This is a genomic window from Novosphingobium hassiacum, assembly GCF_014196055.1.
Classification (GTDB): domain Bacteria; phylum Pseudomonadota; class Alphaproteobacteria; order Sphingomonadales; family Sphingomonadaceae; genus Novosphingobium; species Novosphingobium hassiacum.
In genome coordinates, this window is the sequence record NZ_JACICY010000003.1 from 293620 (window position 1) to 310725 (window position 17106).

The window sequence follows — 17106 nt, forward strand, 5'->3', positions numbered from 1 at the left end:
CACGCAACCGTCGCATTGGCCGCTAAGCCAACAGGGACGAAAGCTGAAACCATGTCGATGATTCGAACGATAGCCCTCACCGCCGCCGCATCAGGCGCCCTCGCTCTTGCCGGTTGCGGATCGCAGGAAGCGGGCACCCGCGACCAGGTCCGCGCGGTCGGATCGTCCACCGTCTATCCCTTTGCCAAGGCGGTCGCCGAATCGCTGGCCAAGGCCGATCCCTCGATCAAGTCGCCGATCATCGAATCGACCGGCACTGGCGCTGGCATGAAGCTGTTCTGCGCTGGCGTCGGCGCCCAGTTCCCCGACATCGCGAACGCGTCGCGCCGGATGAAGAAGTCCGAGTTCGCAGATTGCCAGAAGAGCGGCGTCAAGGACATCGTCGAGATTCAGGTCGGCCTCGATGGCGTTGCTTTCGCCGAAGCCCAGAACGGCCCTGGCTTCGCGCTCAGCCCGGAAGACGTCTACAAGGCTCTGGCCAAGACGCCTTACGGCAAGCCGCAGACCGCCAAGACCTGGAAAGACGTCAACCCGTCGCTCCCCGCCGAACCGATCCTCGTCTACGGCCCGCCCTCAACTTCGGGAACGCGCGATGCGCTCAAGGAGCTGATCCTCACCAAGGGTTGTGACGAAAACGCCGAGATGAAGGCACTCAAGGACGGCGACAAGGACCGCCACGACAAGGTCTGCGGCGACGTCCGTGATGACGGTGCCTATGTCGATGCCGGCGAGAACGACAATCTGATCGTCCAGAAGATCGAGGCCAACCCCAAGGCAATCGGCATCTTCGGCTTTTCCTATCTCGAAGAGAACGAAGGCCGGATCAAGGGTCTGACGATGAAGGGCGTGACGCCCACGTATGCCACGATCTCCGACTTCAGCTATCCCGGCGCGCGCCCGCTCTACATCTACGTCAAGAAGGCGCATCTCAAGGCAATCCCCGGACTTGCCGGTTTTGTCACTGAATGGTCAAAGCTGTGGTCCAAGGATGGCGTGCTTGCCAAGCTGGGGATGGTCGTCGCGCCCGACGATGTGCTTGCCGCAAGCGCCAAGGCTGTTAACGACCTTCCGGTCCTTGATGGCGCCGAATTGAAGTAACGGGGGAATTTCCGCAGTCATGTCGCCAGCCATCCTGTTACTGCTCGCCTTCGGGCTGAGCTTGCTCGGTTGGCTGGCGGCACGTTCTCGTGCCTGGGCATTCCGGCGCAAGGATCCGCAGGTCCGCCTGCATTCTCTGCCGAACTTCCACGGCTGGTACGTCGCCCTGTGGGTCGGCGTTCCCGCGCTGCTGTTCGCCGCGCTCTGGGCTGCGATCAGCCCCGCACTGATCACCGGCCACGTTCTTGCCGACCCTGCTTCTGCGGTTCTGCCAAACTTCGGGTTCGAACGTGAGACGCTGCTCGCCGAAGCCCGCTCGGTCGCCACAGGCCGCGCCTTCGGCGTGTTCAACGAAGAGGCGCAGGCTCTCGTCGCGCCCTATCGTACCGCGATCACCCTGTTCGATTCGATCGGTCTGGTCGTCACGATCCTCGTCGCCTTTGCCGGAGGCGCGTTCGCCTTCCTCCGCCTGAAACCCGATTTCACCGCCCGCACCCGTGTCGAGCGTGCGGTCATGGCGCTGCTCCTGATCGCCTCGCTCGTCGCAATCCTCACCACCATCGGCATCATCGCCAGCTTGGTGTTCGAGACCATCCGCTTCTTCGGCATGGTCTCGCCGCTCGATTTCCTGTTCGGCACCCACTGGTCGCCCGACCCGATGAGTGCGGGCGCGCCCGATGGCAGCGAATACGGTGCGATCCCGCTGTTCTGGGGCACGATCTACATCGGCGCGATCATCGCCATGATCGTCGCCATTCCGCTCGGCTTGATGAGCGCGATCTTCCTCACCCAATACGCCAGCAACACTGTGCGCAAGGTGGTGAAGCCGTTGCTCGAAGTCCTCGCAGGCGTGCCGACCGTGGTCTACGGGTACTTCGCCGCGCTCACCGTCGCGCCGATGGTGCGCGACGCCGCACATGCCATCGGGATCACCAACGCGTCTACCGAAAGCGCAATGGCGGCGGGCCTCGTCATGGGCGTGATGATCATCCCGTTCGTCTCCTCGATGGCTGACGATTCCATCGCCGCAGTACCGCAAGCCATGCGCGACGGCAGCCTGGCGATGGGCGCGACGACCGCCGAAACCATCCGCAAGGTGATCGTGCCTGCAGCCCTGCCCGGCATCGTTGCCGGCGTCATGCTCGCCATCAGCCGCGCCATCGGCGAGACGATGATCGTGGTCATGGCCGCAGGGGCCTCTGCCAATCTCACCGGCAATCCGTTCGAAAGCATGACCACGGTCACATTCCAGATCGTCGCCATGCTGACCGGCGAAGGCAGCTTCGACCATCCCGCCACCTTGTCCGCATTCGCGCTGGGCATGGTCCTGTTCCTGGTCACGCTGACCCTGAACTTCATCGCCCTGCGCGTGGTCAAACGCTACCGCGAAGCTTATGAGTGATCCCGTGAACAACGATGCCGTCACCCCGGGTGAGCGCAGCGAATTGCAGGTCCGCCGCAACGCGATGATGGTCCGTGGCCTTGCCCGGCGCAAGGCTGCCGATCGCTGGTTCCGCTGGCTCGGTTTCATCGCTGTGGCCTTTTCGGGCGCGATGCTCGCGTTCCTGCTGGTCAACATGACCTCGGCCGGCGTTGGCGGCTTCCAGCGCAGCGAAGTGCGCTTTGCCATCCCGCTGGCAGGTGCCATGCAGATCGACGCAGAGCGCCTGACCCAACCCGACCCACTCGGTGGCCTCGAACTCGCAGGCCTCCCCAAGGTCGTAGAGGACGCCGCCACCGCCGGGCTCGGCAGCGATGGACTGCTGGCCGATGGTGCGTGGCGCGAAGTGGCCACTACGCTGATCGAAGATCCCTCGTTGCTCAATGGCACGCTTCGGGTTTCGCTTCCTGCCAGCGACCCACTCGCCAACGCCCAGCGCGGCGACGGCAAAGTGGCGCTGCAGCCTGTCGCCCGCAAGCTGGTCTCCGAAGGCAAGCTGGTTCGCGCCTTCGACAAGGGCTTCCTCAGCCGCTCGGACGCCACCAGCCCCCAATCGGTCGGCATCTGGGGCGCGCTCAAGGGCTCGATGCTGACGATGTTCATCACGCTGATCCTGGCCTTCCCGGTCGGCGTGCTCTCGGCGCTCTATCTTGAGGAATACGCGCCCAAGAACCGCTGGACCGAATGGATCGAAATCTCGATCAACAACCTCGCAGCTGTCCCCTCGATCATCTTCGGCCTGCTCGGGCTCGCCGTGTTCCTCGCGATCTTTCCGAACTTCCGCTCGGCCCCGCTGATCGGCGGTATGACGCTCGCGCTGATGACGATGCCGGTCATCGTCATCTCGGGCCGCAACGCGATCAAGGCGGTGCCGCCATCGATCCGCGACGCTGCGCTCGCCATCGGCGCAAGCAAGGTCCAAGTCGTGTTTCATCACGTCCTGCCCCTCGCCCTGCCCGGCATCCTTACCGGCACGATCATCGGCATGGCCCGCGCGCTGGGCGAGACCGCACCGCTGCTGATGATCGGCATGCGCGCCTTCGTTGCCAGCGCCCCATCGGGCTTCACCTCGCCGTCGAGCGTGTTGCCCGTCCAGATCTTCCTGTGGTCCGACGAGATCGACCGCGGCTTCGTCGAGCGTACCAGCGCTGCGATCGTCGTCCTGCTCGTCTTCCTGCTCCTGATGAACGGTATCGCGATCTACTTGCGCAACCGCTTCGAACAACGGTGGTAAAATGAACGCTGAAGCGATCCATACCGAGGTCAAGGCGGAAACCACGCCGTACTTCGACGCGCCCCTGAAGATGAGCGCAAAGAACGTGTCGGTGTACTACGGCGACAAGCGGGCGATCGACGATGTCTCGATCGACATTCCACAACGCTACGTCACCGCGTTCATCGGCCCATCGGGCTGCGGCAAATCCACGTTCCTGCGCTCGCTCAACCGCATGAACGACACGATCGCCAACGCGCGTGTCGAAGGCGAAATCACGCTCGACGGCGATGACATCTATCGCTCAGGCATGGACGTCGTCCAGTTGCGCGCCCGGGTCGGAATGGTGTTCCAGAAACCGAACCCCTTCCCCAAGTCGATCTACGAAAACATCGCCTACGGCCCGCGCATCCACGGCATCACCGGATCGAAGGCCGAACTGGACGAGATCGTCGAACAGTCCCTCCGCCGCGCCGGTCTGTGGGACGAAGTCAAGGATCGCCTCGCCGACAGCGGCACCGCGCTCTCGGGCGGGCAGCAGCAGCGCCTGTGCATCGCGCGCGCCATCGCGGTCGATCCCGAAGTCATCCTGATGGACGAGCCTTGCTCGGCGCTCGACCCGATCGCCACCGCACGGATCGAGGAACTGATCGACGACTTGCGCAGCCGCTATGCAATCGTCATCGTGACGCACTCGATGCAACAGGCCGCACGCGTTTCGCAGCGCACGGCGTTCTTCCATCTTGGCAAGGTCGTCGAATACGGCAAAACTTCGGACATCTTCACCAATCCGCGTGAAGAGCGCACCAAGGATTATATCACCGGTCGCTACGGTTAAGCAGCGGGACGAGGAACGAGACGTGGCTGAACACACCGTCAAGGCATTCGACGAGGACATCACCCGGCTGCGCGGCCTCGTCGCGGAAATGGGCGGCCTGGCCGAGCTCTCCGTCTCCGAAGCGATGGACGCGCTTGTCCGGGGCGATCACGATCTGGCGGCTGTCGTCATCGCGCGCGACAAGCGCATCGACCAGCTCGAAGCCGAGGTCGACAGGCTCGCCATCCGCGTCCTCGCCCTGCGCGCACCGATGGCCGACGACCTGCGCGAAGTCATCGCAGCGCTCAAAATCGCCGGCGTGATCGAACGCATCGGCGATTACGCCAAGAACATCGCCAAGCGTGTCGGCATCACCGAAGGCCGCCGCCGCTTCGAACCGCTCACCCTGATCCCGGCGATGAACGAACTCGCCGCCGAGATGGTCCACGACGTGCTGACTGCATTTGCCGCACGCGATCCGGTGGCCGCGACCGAGATCGTCCAGCGCGATGCCAAGGTCGATGCCTTCTACGATTCGATCTTCCGCAACCTGATCTCGTTCATGGTCGAAGACCCCTCCACGATCAGTTCGGCTGCGCAGCTGCTGTTCGTAGCGCGCAATATCGAACGCATCGGCGATCATGCCACCAACATCGCCGAAATGGTGTACTACGCCGCCACCGGCATGAACTTGCCCGATCGCGAGGAAGTCATTCCGCCGGCCTAGGTTCCGCCAAACCACCTCGTCATTGCGAGGACGCAAAGCCGACGAAGCAACCCAGAGTTCCTACGAACCGCATTGGATTGCTTCGCCCCGCTGCGCGCGGCTCGTAATGACGAATTCATTGGTCGTGTAGCAGCAATTGCCTTAAATCTCACCTTCGTCACACCACGGTAACATCCGTCGTGCTTCAGCAAGCTGACTGTCATGGAGGTTTGCGTGCCCGCCCCGAAACTGCTTCTGGTTGAAGACGACACGGCCTTGGCCGAACTGGTCGAATACCGCTTTCGCGGTGAAGGCTACGACGTGCGCACCACCGACGATGGCGACGAAGCGCTGTTGCTCGCCGCCGAAGACGCACCCGATCTGGTGCTGCTCGACTGGATGATCGGCGGGACCAGCGGCATCGAAGTGTGCCGCCGCCTGCGCCGCAACAAAGAGACCGCGCATGTCCCGATCATCATGCTCACCGCGCGCTCTGACGAAGACGACCGCATCCGCGGCTTGGAAATCGGCGCGGACGACTACATCACCAAGCCGTTCTCCCCGCGCGAACTGATCGCGCGCGTCGGCGCGGTGCTGCGCCGTGTGCGCCCTGCCCTTGCAGGCGAAACGATCACCGTCGGCGATCTCTCGCTCGATCCCACCGCGCACCGTGTCATGCGCCGCGGCACGCCAATGAAGGTCGGCCCCACCGAATTCCGCCTCCTGCGCCACTTCATGGAACACCCCGGTCGCGTGTTCTCGCGCGGGCAGCTGCTCGATGCGGTATGGGGCAGCGGCAGCGACATCGAACTGCGCACGGTCGACGTCCACATCCGCCGCCTGCGCCAAGCCGTGGCGGTCCCCGGTGCTGCCGATCCCGTCCGCACAGTGCGCTCGGCCGGCTACGCGCTCGAAGGGGTCTAACGGTTCAAGCGCTTCAGTGCGGCGTTGTAGTCGAGCACTCCCGCGTTCTCAGTGCACGGCCCCGGTCTGATCAGCAGACAGTACTGCTGTTCGAACAGCGGCTTCTTTGGTGACATGCACCGCACGAAACGATAGCGCGAAGGCAGTTCGGCCATGTGCTCTGCCGGCGCGACCACGACATTGTAGCGCGCCTGACCCGCAGTCGCCTCATTCCGCGTGGCCAACAGCAAAGTCGGCACCGGGCGGTTGAGCACTGCGCGCGAAACAAACGGAACGTCTCGGATCCGATAGGTCGCAAAGCCGCACAGCCCTGGCTGCTCGCGCACGGCCCGCATCGTTCGCAAGGGTGCCTTCCCGACGCCCCAGTTGATGCTGAACGGCTCGACCGCGGCCACCTGCACCGAACCGGCAAACCAAAGCACCAGCAAAACTGCGACGGTTTTCGGGCCAAGCGCTTTCCCCCTGCCCCGCGCCAGCCATTCGGCCAGATCGACAGATCCGATTGCCGCCAAGAGGGCCAGAAGCGACACGGCGAGCAGGATGAACCGGTATTCCTTGTGACCGATGGCCGAATGGATGGCGATGACCATCAGCGCGGTCAGCAGCAGCATCGGGTAGCGCCGCGCGCCCAAAATCGCCGACGGCAGCAGCGCAATTGCCAGATATTGCCACTGCCATGCAAGGACGCGCAGATACCAGTCTGCCGTCTCGACCCCGTAATCGTGGCTACGATTCTCTACGACATTGGCGACAAGGTTGCGCGCGATCCAAGCCAGCGGCGGCTGCCCCATCGCTCCATTGGCAAGCACATCGCAGGCTATCGCGCCCGACGCGCCGACCAGCAATGGGACCCATGCCTTGCGAATGTCGATGCGCCCCGCCCACAGGAATGGGATCGCCAGCGCTGGACCGAGCGGGAAGCGCGTGATGAAGCCAAGCCCCAGCAGGAAGCCGGCCAGCGCCAGACCCGCGCCACCGCGCTCACGAAAGCGGTAAAGCAGCGCAAGGCCCGGCAAGATCGCGATCACCGACAGCGTATCGCTCGACGTGCGCGGGGCGAAATAGGCAAAGTCGATCCAGACCTCCGCGACGAAACCTGCCACGATGGCATGACGTCTACTGACACGCAGCCCCAGCGACCAACCCGCCCACACCGATCCCAGCGACAAGCACGCCATAAATAGCCGTGGCAGCACCAGATGCAGTTCGCCCGCCGGGTCCAGCGCATGTCCCAGCCACACCGGCCCCAGCAGAACGAGCGGGATTAGCCAGCTGCGAATGCCCAGCCTGATGTCCCAGGTACGTATCCAGTCGCCCGTGACTAACCCGTAGGCCGGCTCGATATATTGCCAGACCTCGTCGGCCTGGTGGTAGACCGTGAACAGCGCGATCGGCACGCGCAGCGCAAGCGCCAACACCATCAACCATGCCAGTGCCGGATCGAGCCTGAATCTGTCTCCCATATCGACCAGCCCCCCGACTGCGCCCGAGCTAGCTCGAGTGGCCGAAGTACGTCGTCAGGTCGAGATCCGCGACCGTGATCCATTCGTTGAAATAGTTGGCATAGAAGAACGCGAACATCAGCGCCGACAGGATCGTCGCACGTAACGCGATCCGGCGTGGCGCGAAGTTACCTGGCGCGCTGTCGACTTGCCCCGGCACTTTGGCCGCGCCCAGTTCGTCATGCGTGCGCACCCCGAACGGCAGCACGATGAACGCCGCCATCACCCAGAACAGCGCATAGATCGCGATGATCGACGTAATCTTCATGACGCCTCAGCCTTCCCGCAGCATTACCTGGACGACCGACTTCTTGCCCGACCAGCGCTGTCCGGTGCGCCGTACCGCAAGCCGAACGGCTTCGGCAACCGCCACGCGGTCGCGCTTGCGGTCGCCCTTCAGCTTGCGCAAGGCTTCGGCCGTCTCCACCTTGGCGTCCGCCACGAACGCTTCCATATCCTCGTCGAGCGGGATGCCCAACGTGGCCACCTCGACATCGGAAGCCAGCTGCCCATCGCGCCGCACCGCCAGCGCCACGGTGATCAGCCCGCTTTCCGAAATCTTGCGCCGCGCGATGATCGCCTCACCGTTGGCGGGTGAAATGATGTCGCCATCGAGGATCAACCGCCCCGCGCGCTCTTCCGACAGTTTCTTCGGCCCGTTCGGCGCAAGCCGGATCAGGTCGCCGTTCTTCTGCATGATCGCGCGCGGAATGCCCTCGTCGAGCCCCAGTTGCGCCTGCTCGGCCATGTGCCGAATCTCGCCATGCACAGGCACCAGAATCTCGGGCCGGATCCAGTCGTAGAGTGCAACCAGTTCGGGCCGCCCCGGATGCCCTGACACATGGATCATCGACTGGCGGTCGGTGACGATCCGCACGCCCTTGTCGACCAGCGAATTCATGATGCGTCCGATGGCCAGTTCGTTACCCGGAATCTGACGGCTCGAGAACAGCACCACGTCACCGCTTTCCAGCTTGATCGGATGCTGCTCGCCCGCCATCCGTCCCAGCGCAGCACGCGGCTCGCCCTGCCCGCCCGTGGCCAGCACCAGCAGTTCACCACGCGGCACGCCCATCGCATCGTCGATGTGAACAATCGGCGGCAACCCTTTCAGATAGCCGCACGATTTCGCAACGCGAATGATCCGGTCGAGCGACCTTCCTGCCACGCACAACTGCCGCCCGGTCGCCTCGGCCACCTCCCCCAGCGTCTGCAAGCGCGCCACATTGGATGCAAACGTGGTCACGACGACCCGCCGCCCCTTCTGAGCCGCCACGGCTTCCATCAGCCCAGCGCGCACTTCGCCTTCCGAGCCCGACGCGTTTGGATTGAATACGTTGGTGGAATCGCAGACCAGCGCAAGGATGCCCTCATCCCCGATGGCAGTCAGCTCCTCTTCGGTCGCAGGCGTTCCGATGCGCGGCTCGTCGTCCAGCTTCCAGTCGCCGGTGTGAAATATCTTGCCGTGAGGCGTATCGATCAGCAGTGCGTTGCCCTCGGCAATCGAGTGCGCCAGCGGCACATAGCGGATGCCGAACGGCCCCAGCTCGAACCGATCGAGATGGTCGATGACATTGAGTTCGACCTCCTTCTCGATCCCGGCCTCGACCAGCTTCTCGTGCACCAGCTTGGCCGTAAACGGCGTCGCGTAAAGCGGCACGCCCAGGTCCTGCGCGAAATACGGCACAGCGCCGATGTGGTCCTCGTGCGCATGCGTCAGCACTACGCCGATGAGATCGTCCAAGCGCTGCTCGATGAAATCGAGATCGGCAAACACCAGATCCACGCCCGGATAATGCGGGTCGGCAAAGGTCATGCCCAGGTCGACCATCAGCCACTTGCCGTCGCACCCGTAAAGGTTGACGTTCATCCCGATCTCGCCTGAACCACCCAGCGCGAGAAACAGCAGTTCCTTGCCCGGCTTCATGACAGCGCCACGCGCTCTGCCAGAATGGCAAGACCATCAAGCGTCAGGTCATTGTCCACATGATCGAAGATGTCGGTGTGATCGCCGAACAGCACGGCGAGGCCGCCCGTCGCGACGACCTTGGCCGGACGGCCGATTTCGGCGCGGATGCGGGCAATCAGGCCCTCCATCATCGCCACGTAGCCCCAGAAAACGCCAATATGCATCTGATCCTCAGTATTCCGTCCGATCACGCTCTTGGTGCGCGTCGGAGCCTCAATGGCGATGCGCGGCAGCTTGGCCGTCGCGTTCACCAGAGCGTCGAGTGAAAGGTTGATGCCGGGCGCGATGATCCCGCCTTTGTAGGCACCGTTGAAGTCTACCACATCGAATGTGGTGGCTGTTCCGAAATCGACAACGATCAGGTCGCCGGGATATCTGGCATGCGCGGCAATCGCGTTGACCGCGCGGTCCGCGCCCAGCGAGCGGGGCTCGTCGACATCGGCCTCAAAGCCCCATTCGACCGGTGGTTCCCCCGCGATCATCGGGTCTAGCCCGAAGTACTTCTGCGCCAGTACGGTCAGGTTATGCAAAGCGCGCGGCACCACAGTCGAAATCAGGATCTGGTCGACCGCCTTGGGATCGAACCCCTGCAGTTGCATCAGTTGCAGCAGCCACACCGCGTACTCGTCCGCTGTCCGCCGTGGGTCAGTCGCCACGCGCCAGCGCGATTTGTTCACCCGGCCCTCGAACAGCGCGAAGACGATGTTGGTATTGCCGACATCAACCGCCAGAAGCATGAGAACCCACCATTTCCATATCGCCCGCGTGGATGGCACGGACCGCCCCATCCGCCAAGCGCAGAAGGGCCACGCCGTCCTCGTCGATGCCGCCGAACGCCCCCACGATCTCGCCATGGTCGCGGTCCTTGACCGAGAACAGCGTACCCACCGGCATCGCCCGCGCCAACCAGCGCTCACGCAAAAGCGGCCACTCGCCCTGATGCCAGCGCGTCATCACATCGGCAAAATGCCTGCCAAGCGCCGCTGCAAAATCGTCGCGCGCCACGGTGAAGCCCAATCCACCGAGCGACGTGGTCCGCCGGCCCTCGACCTCTGGCGCCTGCGCCAGATTGACGCCAATCCCCACGACCACCGCATCGCCCTGCCGCTCGAGCAGGATGCCGGCCAGCTTGGCCTCACCCACCAGCAGATCGTTCGGCCACTTCAGCACCAGCCCCTTCAGACCCGGCGCGCAATCGATCAAGGCATCGTGCACCGCAACGCCCGTGATCAGCGCCAGCGTCTGCGGCAGCGGGTCCGCGCTGCGCAATCGGACGACGCTCGATCCCATGAAGTTGCCGAAGCCATCGAACCATACCCGACCGGCGCGTCCACGCCCGGCGCTCTGCCGGTCGGCCACCAGCCAGTGCCCCTCAGCGACAACCCCACCCCCGGCCAGACGCGCCAGCAGCGCGCCATTGGTCGAGGGAATTTCGGCGATGGTTTCGATCAAATCTAGTACGCGTAGAACAGCGCGGCGGCGGCATTGTCCGCCAGCGCGCCGAGGCACTTGGTCCCAAGATAGGCCAGCGGCGAGTTCGCCAGCACTGCCAGCACCAGCAGCATGGTGTGCGACAGTTCGCCCTTGCCCCGGACCTTGTCGATCGCCTCGTCGAAGTACATCACTTTGACGACCTTGAGGTAGTAGAACGCGCCGATCACCGAAGCCGCGATACCGATTGCCGCCAGCGCGATGAAATCGGCCTGAACCGCAGCCTTGAACACCACGAACTTGCCCCAGAACCCGAACAGCGGCGGAATACCCGCAAGGCTGAACATCACCGACGCCAGTGAAAGTGCCAGCCAAGGCCGCGTCTTCGAAAGCCCCGCAAGATCCGAGATCGCCTCGACCTGATCGCCGTTTTCGTCGCGCAACAGGAGGATCACGACAAACCCTGCCACCGACATCGCGACGTAGATCGCGAGATAGACCAGCATAGCCGAAGCGCCTTGCTGCGTCGCCACGGCAAGCCCTATCAGGATGAAACCGACGTTGTTGATCGACGAATAGGCCATCAGGCGCTTGATGTTATTCTGCCCGATCGCGCCCAGTGCACCGATCACTATCGATAGCAGCGAGGCGAAGATTACCACTTGCTGCCACGCGAACGTCTGCTGCCCGAATGCTTCGAGGCTGACCCGCATCAGCAGGCCTAGTGCGGCGACCTTGGGTGCCGTCGCAAAGAACGTCGTCACCGGCGTCGGCGCGCCTTCGTAGACGTCGGGCGTCCACATGTGGAACGGCGCAGCGCTGATCTTGAAGGCGAGACCCGCCAGCACGAAGATCACGCCGAACAGCGCGCCCGTCGCCATCTGGCCCGACAGCGCGTCGTGGATCCCGGCAAAACTCGTGCCCCCGGTGAAACCGTAGATCAAGCTGACGCCGAACAGCAGGATGCCCGAGGCGAGCGATCCGAGCACGAAGTACTTGAGGCCCGCTTCGGCCGAGCGCTCATCCGTACGCAGGAACGAGGCCATGACGTAAGCCGAAAGGCTGTTGAGTTCGAGGCCGATGTACAGCGTCAGCAGATCGCCTGCCGAGACCATCATGCCCATGCCGAGCGATGCGAACATCACGAGCAGCGGGAGTTCGGCGCGCATCGCCTTGAAGCGGTCGAAGAACGCAGGCGCGACGATCAGCGTGACGCCAGCGCCAGCATAGATCAGCAGCTTGCCGAACGCGGCGAAAGCATCGGCGCGATACTGTCCGCCGAACGCCTCGGTGTCCGGCCCCATCGCCCCGGCCCACAGCGCAGGCGCGACAAGGAAAGCACAGGCGGTCAGCACAGCGACAGCGGCAATCGAAATGGCGCGCGAGGCTTTGTCACCGGCCCATGCGGCGACCAGCAACAGGATCAATCCCGCAACCGAAAGCAGCGTCTCGGGGGCGACAAGCCAGAGCGAACGGGCGAAATCCATCAGTGCGCCCCCCCATGGGCCATATTCTCATGAGCAGCAGGCTTGGCCGCGCCCATCTTCACGTCGGCATCGCCCTTGGGCTTGGCCTGCGCAAGACGCGCGTCGAGCGCCGCGATATCCTTGCGCATCGGCGCGAGGAAGCTTTCCGGATACACGCCCATCCACAGCACAACAACCGCCAGCGGCACCATCATTGCCCACTCGCGCTTGTCGAGATCGGGCATCGCGGCGGCATCTGCGTTCTTTTGAACGCCATAGGCCACGCGGCGGTAGAGATAAAGCATGTAGGCCGCGCCCAGGATGATGCCCGTGGTGCAGACCAGCGCCACCCAGCTCGAAATCTGGTAGATGCCGATCAGCGACAGGAACTCACCGACGAACCCGCTCGTGCCCGGAAGGCCGATCGAGGCCATCGTGAACAGCAGGAAAAACACCGAATAGCGCGGCATGTTGATCGACAAACCGCCATAACGGTCGATCTCACGCGTGTGCAGGCGGTCGTAGATCACGCCGACGCACAGGAACAGCGCACCAGCGACGAGACCGTGGCTCAGCATCACGATCATCGAGCCTTCGAGGCCCTGTACGTTGAACGCAAACAACCCGACCGTCACGATCGCCATGTGCGCGACCGACGAATAGGCGATCAGCTTCTTCATATCGGTCTGCACCAGCGCGATCAGCGAAGTGATCACCACCGCCGCCATCGACAGGCCGAAGATCAGCGGCGCAAACTGCGCCGAGGCTTCGGGGAACATCGGCAGCGAGAAGCGGATGAAGCCGTAGCCGCCCATCTTGAGCAGAACGCCTGCCAGAATGACGGAGCCACCGGTCGGCGCCTGAACGTGCGCGTCTGGCAACCAGGTGTGCACGGGCCACATCGGCATCTTGACCGCGAAGCTGGCGAAGAACGCCAGCCACAGCCACGTCTGTGCGTGAACCGGGAAGTTGTAGGCCATCAGCGTCGGAATGTCGGTCGTGCCCGCAGCGTTCGCCATCCAGAACATCGCGATCAGCATCAGCACCGAGCCGAGCAGCGTGTAGAGGAAGAACTTGTAGCTGGCGTAGATGCGATCCGCACCGCCCCAGACGCCGATGATCAGGTACATCGGGATCAGGCCGGCTTCGAACATGATGTAGAACAGGAACAGATCCTGCGCCGCAAACACGCCGATCATCAGCGTTTCCATGACGAGGAACGCCGCGTAATATTCGCCCTGACGCTTGTCGATCGAGGTCCAGCTGGCCCCGATGCACACCGGCATCAGGAACACCGTCAACGCGATCAGCATCAGCGCGATACCGTCGATGCCGAGCTTCCACGAGAAGCCCGCGAACAGCGCCGCGCTTTCGGTGAACTGCCACTGCGCGCCGCCGATGTCGTAATTCGCCCACAAGATCATGCCGAGCACGAAGTCGATGAACGTCGCGATCAAGGCCACGCTGCGCGCCTGTTCGCGCGGAACGACAAGGCAGGCAACCGCTGCCACCAGCGGCACCAGCAGCATCAGCGAAAGGATCGGAAAGCCCATCATTGTGCGATCACCCAGCTGATCGCGCCGACAAGTCCGACGAGCATGACCAGCGCATAGCTATAAAGATATCCCGACTGCAGCTTGGCCGAAGCCCGGCTGCCCTGCGCCACGACCCAAGCCGCGCCGTCCGGACCGAACTTGTCGATCACGCCGACGTCGAGCACCTTCCAGAACACCCGGCCGAGCCACATCGCGGGCACGACGAAGATGAAATGGTAGAGCTCGTCGAAGTACCACTTGTTGAGCAGGAACTTGTAGAGGAACCCGAACTGATCGACGAACGCCGCCGGAAAGCGCGTGTTCTTGATGTAGGCATACCAGGCGATCAACAGGCCCGTGGCCATGACCGCGAACGGCGCCCACTTCACCCACGTCGGCACCTCATGCATCGCGTGGATCGTGTGCTCGGCAAAGATCAGCGAACCCTTCCAGAACTCGCCCGTGCCTTCGCTGATGAACGCATGGTGGAACACGTATCCTGCCAAGACCGCACCGACCGACAGCACGCCCAGCGGGATCAGCATGTTGAGCGGGCTCTCGTGCGGGTGATAGCCCGCCGTGCCGTCGCTGTGCTCATCGTGGTGTTGAGCATGGGCGTTATCGTCGTGTCCATGGCCATGATCGCCATGCCCGTGCGCGTCATGAACGGCGTGCTGGATATGCTCGGACTGTTCCCAGCGCGGTTTCCCGAAGAACGTCAGGAAGATGAGCCGCCACGAATAGAAGCTGGTCAACAGCGCCGCGAAGATGCCGAGGAAGAACGCGAACTGACCCAGCTCTGTCCCCTTGGCATAAGCCGCCTCGAGGATCGCATCCTTCGAATAGAAGCCCGCAAACCCGAACACATCGACGATACCGACGCCGGTAATCGCCAGCGTTCCCGCCATCATTGCCCAGTAGGTCAGCGGGATCTGCTTCCGCAGGCCGCCATAGTACCGCATGTCCTGCTCGTGATGCATCGCGTGGATCACAGAGCCAGCGCCAAGGAACAGCAGCGCCTTGAAGAAGGCGTGCGTGAACAAGTGGAACATCGACGCGCCATACGCGCCCACGCCCGCTGCAAAGAACATGTAGCCTAGCTGCGAACAGGTCGAATAGGCGATCACGCGCTTGATGTCGGTCTGCGTCGTGCCGACCGTTGCCGCGAAGATGCAGGTCATCGCGCCGACAAACGTCACCATCGCCAGCGCCGTCGGGCTCACCTCGAACATCGGCGACAGGCGGCAGACCATGAACACGCCCGCGGTAACCATCGTCGCGGCATGGATCAGCGCCGAAACCGGCGTCGGGCCTTCCATCGCGTCGGGCAGCCACGTGTGCAGCCCAAGCTGGGCAGATTTGCCCATCGCGCCGATGAACAGCAGGATGCACAGCACGGTCATCGTATCGAAGCGATAGCCAAGGAACCCGATCGTCGACCCGGCCATTCCGGGCGCGGCTTCAAGGATCGCCGGAATCGAAACCGTGCCGAACACCAGGAACGTCCCGAAAATGCCCATCATGAAGCCAAGGTCGCCCACGCGGTTGACCACGAAGGCCTTCATCGCAGCGGCGTTCGCGCTCGGTTTGCGGAACCAGAACCCGATCAGCAGGTACGAAGCGAGCCCCACGCCTTCCCAACCGAAGAACATCTGCACCAGGTTATCGGCGGTCACCAGCATCAGCATGGCGAACGTGAACAGCGACAGGTAGGCGAAGAAACGCGGCTGATCCGGCTCCTCGCTCATGTACCCCCACGAGTACAGGTGCACGAGCGCCGAGACGCTGGTGATCACCACCAGCATGACCGCCGTCAGCGTATCGACCCGCAGTGCCCACGTGAAATCGAGCGTGCCCGACTTCACCCAGTCCAGCACCGGCGTAACGCTGGCCTCAGCCGTCCCGCCGATGAACGACAGGAAGATCGGCCACGACAGCGCACACGAGATGAACAGCGCCCCGGTCGTGATGACCTTGGACGGCACCGCGCCCAGTTGCTTGTTGCCAAGCCCCGCGACGATCGCTGCCAGCAGCGGCAGGAAAACGATTATCAGGATGGAAGACATCGCGCCCAACTCAGCCTTTCATCCGGTTGACATCGTCAACGGCAATCGTGCCGCGACCACGGAAGTAAATGACCAGAATGGCAAGCCCGATCGCCGCCTCGCCCGCCGCCACCGTCAACACGAACATCGCGAAGACCTGTCCGACCAGATCGTGCAGGAAAGCGCTGAACGCGACGAGGTTGAGGTTCACCGACAGCAGGATCAGTTCGATCGCCATCAGGATGATGATCACGTTCTTGCGGTTGAGGAAGATCCCCAGCACGCCCAGCACGAACAGGATCGAGCTGACCACGAGATAGTGTTCGATGCCGATCACAGCACGACTCCCTTGCCGCTTTCGGGCTGCATATTGATCGTCGCGTCCTGCGGACGGCGCGCGTTCTGCTTGGAAACGTTCTGCCCGCGCGTACCGCCACGCTGGCGATGCGTCAGGACGATCGCGCCGATCATCGCAACCAGCAGGACGATGCCTGCCGCTTCGAACAGGAACAGGTAGCGGCTATAGAGCAGCGCCCCGATCGCCTCGATGTTCGAGACATTCGCCAGCGGAGCAGCCGAGCCATCAGGTGTGCCCAAGGCAATCCCACCCGCGCCATGAACCACCAACCCGACGAACAGCTCGACGAACAGCACCACCGCCAGCGCAATGCCCAGCGGGAAGTTCTTGACGAAGCCTGCCCGAAGTTCGGCAAAGTCGATGTCGAGCATCATCACCACGAACAGGAACAGCACCGCTACGGCGCCGACATAGACGATGACCAGCAGCATCGCGATAAACTCCGCACCCACCAGCACCATCAGGCCGGCAGCGTTGAAGAACGCGAGGATCAGCCAGAGCACCGAATGCACCGGATTGCGCGCAAGGATCGTCACTGCACCGCTGAGGATGCAGAGCGTGGCGAACAGATAGAAGGCGAAAACCTGGATCATCAGCGCGG

The 17106-nt window shown here is 63.2% G+C and carries 16 protein-coding genes; 6 read left to right on the plus strand and 10 right to left on the minus strand.

The genetic code is table 11. The features are described from left to right. The first annotated feature begins 57 nt into the window (after nucleotides 1–57). The 6 genes from GGQ88_RS08650 to phoB all read left to right on the plus strand — a co-directional run bounded on the left by GGQ88_RS08650 (nucleotide 58) and on the right by phoB (nucleotide 6199). Nucleotides 58–1098: a substrate-binding domain-containing protein gene (locus GGQ88_RS08650; protein WP_425490431.1), complete on the plus strand. Its 1041-nt coding sequence runs from the start codon at nucleotides 58–60 to the stop codon at nucleotides 1096–1098. 19 nt (nucleotides 1099–1117) lie between these two features. Beyond that, nucleotides 1118–2500 (plus strand): phosphate ABC transporter permease subunit PstC, encoded by a 1383-nt coding sequence (pstC, locus tag GGQ88_RS08655; RefSeq protein ID WP_183612748.1) that lies wholly within the window; start codon nucleotides 1118–1120, stop codon nucleotides 2498–2500. Further along, nucleotides 2493–3773: a phosphate ABC transporter permease PstA gene (gene pstA / locus GGQ88_RS08660; protein WP_425490427.1), complete on the plus strand. Its 1281-nt coding sequence runs from the start codon at nucleotides 2493–2495 to the stop codon at nucleotides 3771–3773. The genes pstC and pstA overlap by 8 nt, the downstream gene beginning before the upstream one ends. Nucleotide 3774: 1 nt before the next feature. After that, complete coding sequence (gene pstB, locus GGQ88_RS08665) at nucleotides 3775–4590, plus strand: phosphate ABC transporter ATP-binding protein PstB (RefSeq protein ID WP_183612749.1); 816 nt, start codon at nucleotides 3775–3777, stop codon at nucleotides 4588–4590. Nucleotides 4591–4612: 22 nt separating this feature from the next. Next, on the plus strand, nucleotides 4613–5296 hold the full coding sequence (gene phoU / locus GGQ88_RS08670) for a phosphate signaling complex protein PhoU (RefSeq protein WP_183612750.1): 684 nt from the start codon (nucleotides 4613–4615) through the stop codon (nucleotides 5294–5296). Between the two features lie 213 nt (nucleotides 5297–5509). After that, on the plus strand, nucleotides 5510–6199 hold the full coding sequence (phoB, locus tag GGQ88_RS08675; RefSeq protein WP_183612751.1) for a phosphate regulon transcriptional regulator PhoB: 690 nt from the start codon (nucleotides 5510–5512) through the stop codon (nucleotides 6197–6199). Here phoB and GGQ88_RS08680 read toward each other — a convergent pair. The 10 genes from GGQ88_RS08680 to GGQ88_RS08725 are packed head-to-tail and all read right to left on the minus strand — an operon-like array spanning nucleotide 6196 to nucleotide 17098. Further along, nucleotides 6196–7662 (minus strand): glycosyltransferase family protein, encoded by a 1467-nt coding sequence (locus GGQ88_RS08680; RefSeq protein WP_183612752.1) that lies wholly within the window; start codon nucleotides 7660–7662, stop codon nucleotides 6196–6198. The two genes, phoB and GGQ88_RS08680, sit on opposite strands and share 4 nt — an antisense overlap. A gap of 28 nt (nucleotides 7663–7690) precedes the next feature. Next, entirely contained in the window at nucleotides 7691–7969 is a 279-nt protein-coding gene (locus GGQ88_RS08685) for a DUF1467 family protein (protein ID WP_183612753.1), read from the minus strand. Nucleotides 7970–7975: 6 nt separating this feature from the next. Continuing rightward, nucleotides 7976–9628, minus strand: coding sequence for a ribonuclease J (locus GGQ88_RS08690; RefSeq protein WP_183612754.1), 1653 nt, complete (start codon nucleotides 9626–9628; stop codon nucleotides 7976–7978). Beyond that, nucleotides 9625–10407, minus strand: coding sequence for a type III pantothenate kinase (locus tag GGQ88_RS08695; protein WP_183612755.1), 783 nt, complete (start codon nucleotides 10405–10407; stop codon nucleotides 9625–9627). The genes GGQ88_RS08690 and GGQ88_RS08695 overlap by 4 nt, the downstream gene beginning before the upstream one ends. Then, the gene (locus GGQ88_RS08700) at nucleotides 10391–11122 is read right to left on the minus strand and encodes a biotin--[acetyl-CoA-carboxylase] ligase (RefSeq protein WP_183612756.1); all 732 of its coding nucleotides are present in this window, start codon (nucleotides 11120–11122) and stop codon (nucleotides 10391–10393) included. The genes GGQ88_RS08695 and GGQ88_RS08700 overlap by 17 nt, the downstream gene beginning before the upstream one ends. Before the next feature lie 2 nt (nucleotides 11123–11124). Further along, on the minus strand, nucleotides 11125–12588 hold the full coding sequence (gene nuoN / locus GGQ88_RS08705) for an NADH-quinone oxidoreductase subunit NuoN (RefSeq protein WP_183612757.1): 1464 nt from the start codon (nucleotides 12586–12588) through the stop codon (nucleotides 11125–11127). Further along, a complete protein-coding gene (locus tag GGQ88_RS08710; RefSeq protein ID WP_183612758.1) occupies nucleotides 12588–14123 on the minus strand; it encodes an NADH-quinone oxidoreductase subunit M in 1536 nt (511 codons plus the stop codon). The genes nuoN and GGQ88_RS08710 overlap by 1 nt, the downstream gene beginning before the upstream one ends. Continuing rightward, on the minus strand, nucleotides 14120–16168 hold the full coding sequence (nuoL, locus tag GGQ88_RS08715; protein WP_183612759.1) for an NADH-quinone oxidoreductase subunit L: 2049 nt from the start codon (nucleotides 16166–16168) through the stop codon (nucleotides 14120–14122). The genes GGQ88_RS08710 and nuoL overlap by 4 nt, the downstream gene beginning before the upstream one ends. A 10-nt stretch (nucleotides 16169–16178) precedes the next feature. Further along, nucleotides 16179–16484: an NADH-quinone oxidoreductase subunit NuoK gene (gene nuoK, locus GGQ88_RS08720; RefSeq protein ID WP_011445933.1), complete on the minus strand. Its 306-nt coding sequence runs from the start codon at nucleotides 16482–16484 to the stop codon at nucleotides 16179–16181. After that, nucleotides 16481–17098, minus strand: a complete 618-nt coding sequence (locus tag GGQ88_RS08725) for an NADH-quinone oxidoreductase subunit J (RefSeq protein ID WP_183612760.1) — start codon at nucleotides 17096–17098, stop codon at nucleotides 16481–16483. Before GGQ88_RS08725 ends, nuoK begins: the two co-directional genes overlap by 4 nt. Nucleotides 17099–17106: the final 8 nt, after the last annotated feature.

Bases quoted from the DNA above. Each gene is read 5' to 3' on its own strand.
- GGQ88_RS08650 (WP_425490431.1), top strand. From the start codon at position 58: ATGATTCGAACGATAGCCCTCACCGCCGCCGCATCAGGCGCCCTCGCT.
- pstC (WP_183612748.1), top strand. From the start codon at position 1,118: ATGTCGCCAGCCATCCTGTTACTGCTCGCCTTCGGGCTGAGCTTGCTC.
- pstA (WP_425490427.1), top strand. From the start codon at position 2,493: ATGAGTGATCCCGTGAACAACGATGCCGTCACCCCGGGTGAGCGCAGC.
- pstB (WP_183612749.1), top strand. From the start codon at position 3,775: ATGAACGCTGAAGCGATCCATACCGAGGTCAAGGCGGAAACCACGCCG.
- GGQ88_RS08680 (WP_183612752.1), bottom strand. From the start codon at position 7,662: ATGGGAGACAGATTCAGGCTCGATCCGGCACTGGCATGGTTGATGGTG.
- GGQ88_RS08685 (WP_183612753.1), bottom strand. From the start codon at position 7,969: ATGAAGATTACGTCGATCATCGCGATCTATGCGCTGTTCTGGGTGATG.
- GGQ88_RS08690 (WP_183612754.1), bottom strand. From the start codon at position 9,628: ATGAAGCCGGGCAAGGAACTGCTGTTTCTCGCGCTGGGTGGTTCAGGC.
- GGQ88_RS08695 (WP_183612755.1), bottom strand. From the start codon at position 10,407: ATGCTTCTGGCGGTTGATGTCGGCAATACCAACATCGTCTTCGCGCTG.
- nuoN (WP_183612757.1), bottom strand. From the start codon at position 12,588: ATGGATTTCGCCCGTTCGCTCTGGCTTGTCGCCCCCGAGACGCTGCTT.
- GGQ88_RS08710 (WP_183612758.1), bottom strand. From the start codon at position 14,123: ATGATGGGCTTTCCGATCCTTTCGCTGATGCTGCTGGTGCCGCTGGTG.
- nuoL (WP_183612759.1), bottom strand. From the start codon at position 16,168: ATGTCTTCCATCCTGATAATCGTTTTCCTGCCGCTGCTGGCAGCGATC.
- GGQ88_RS08725 (WP_183612760.1), bottom strand. From the start codon at position 17,098: ATGATCCAGGTTTTCGCCTTCTATCTGTTCGCCACGCTCTGCATCCTC.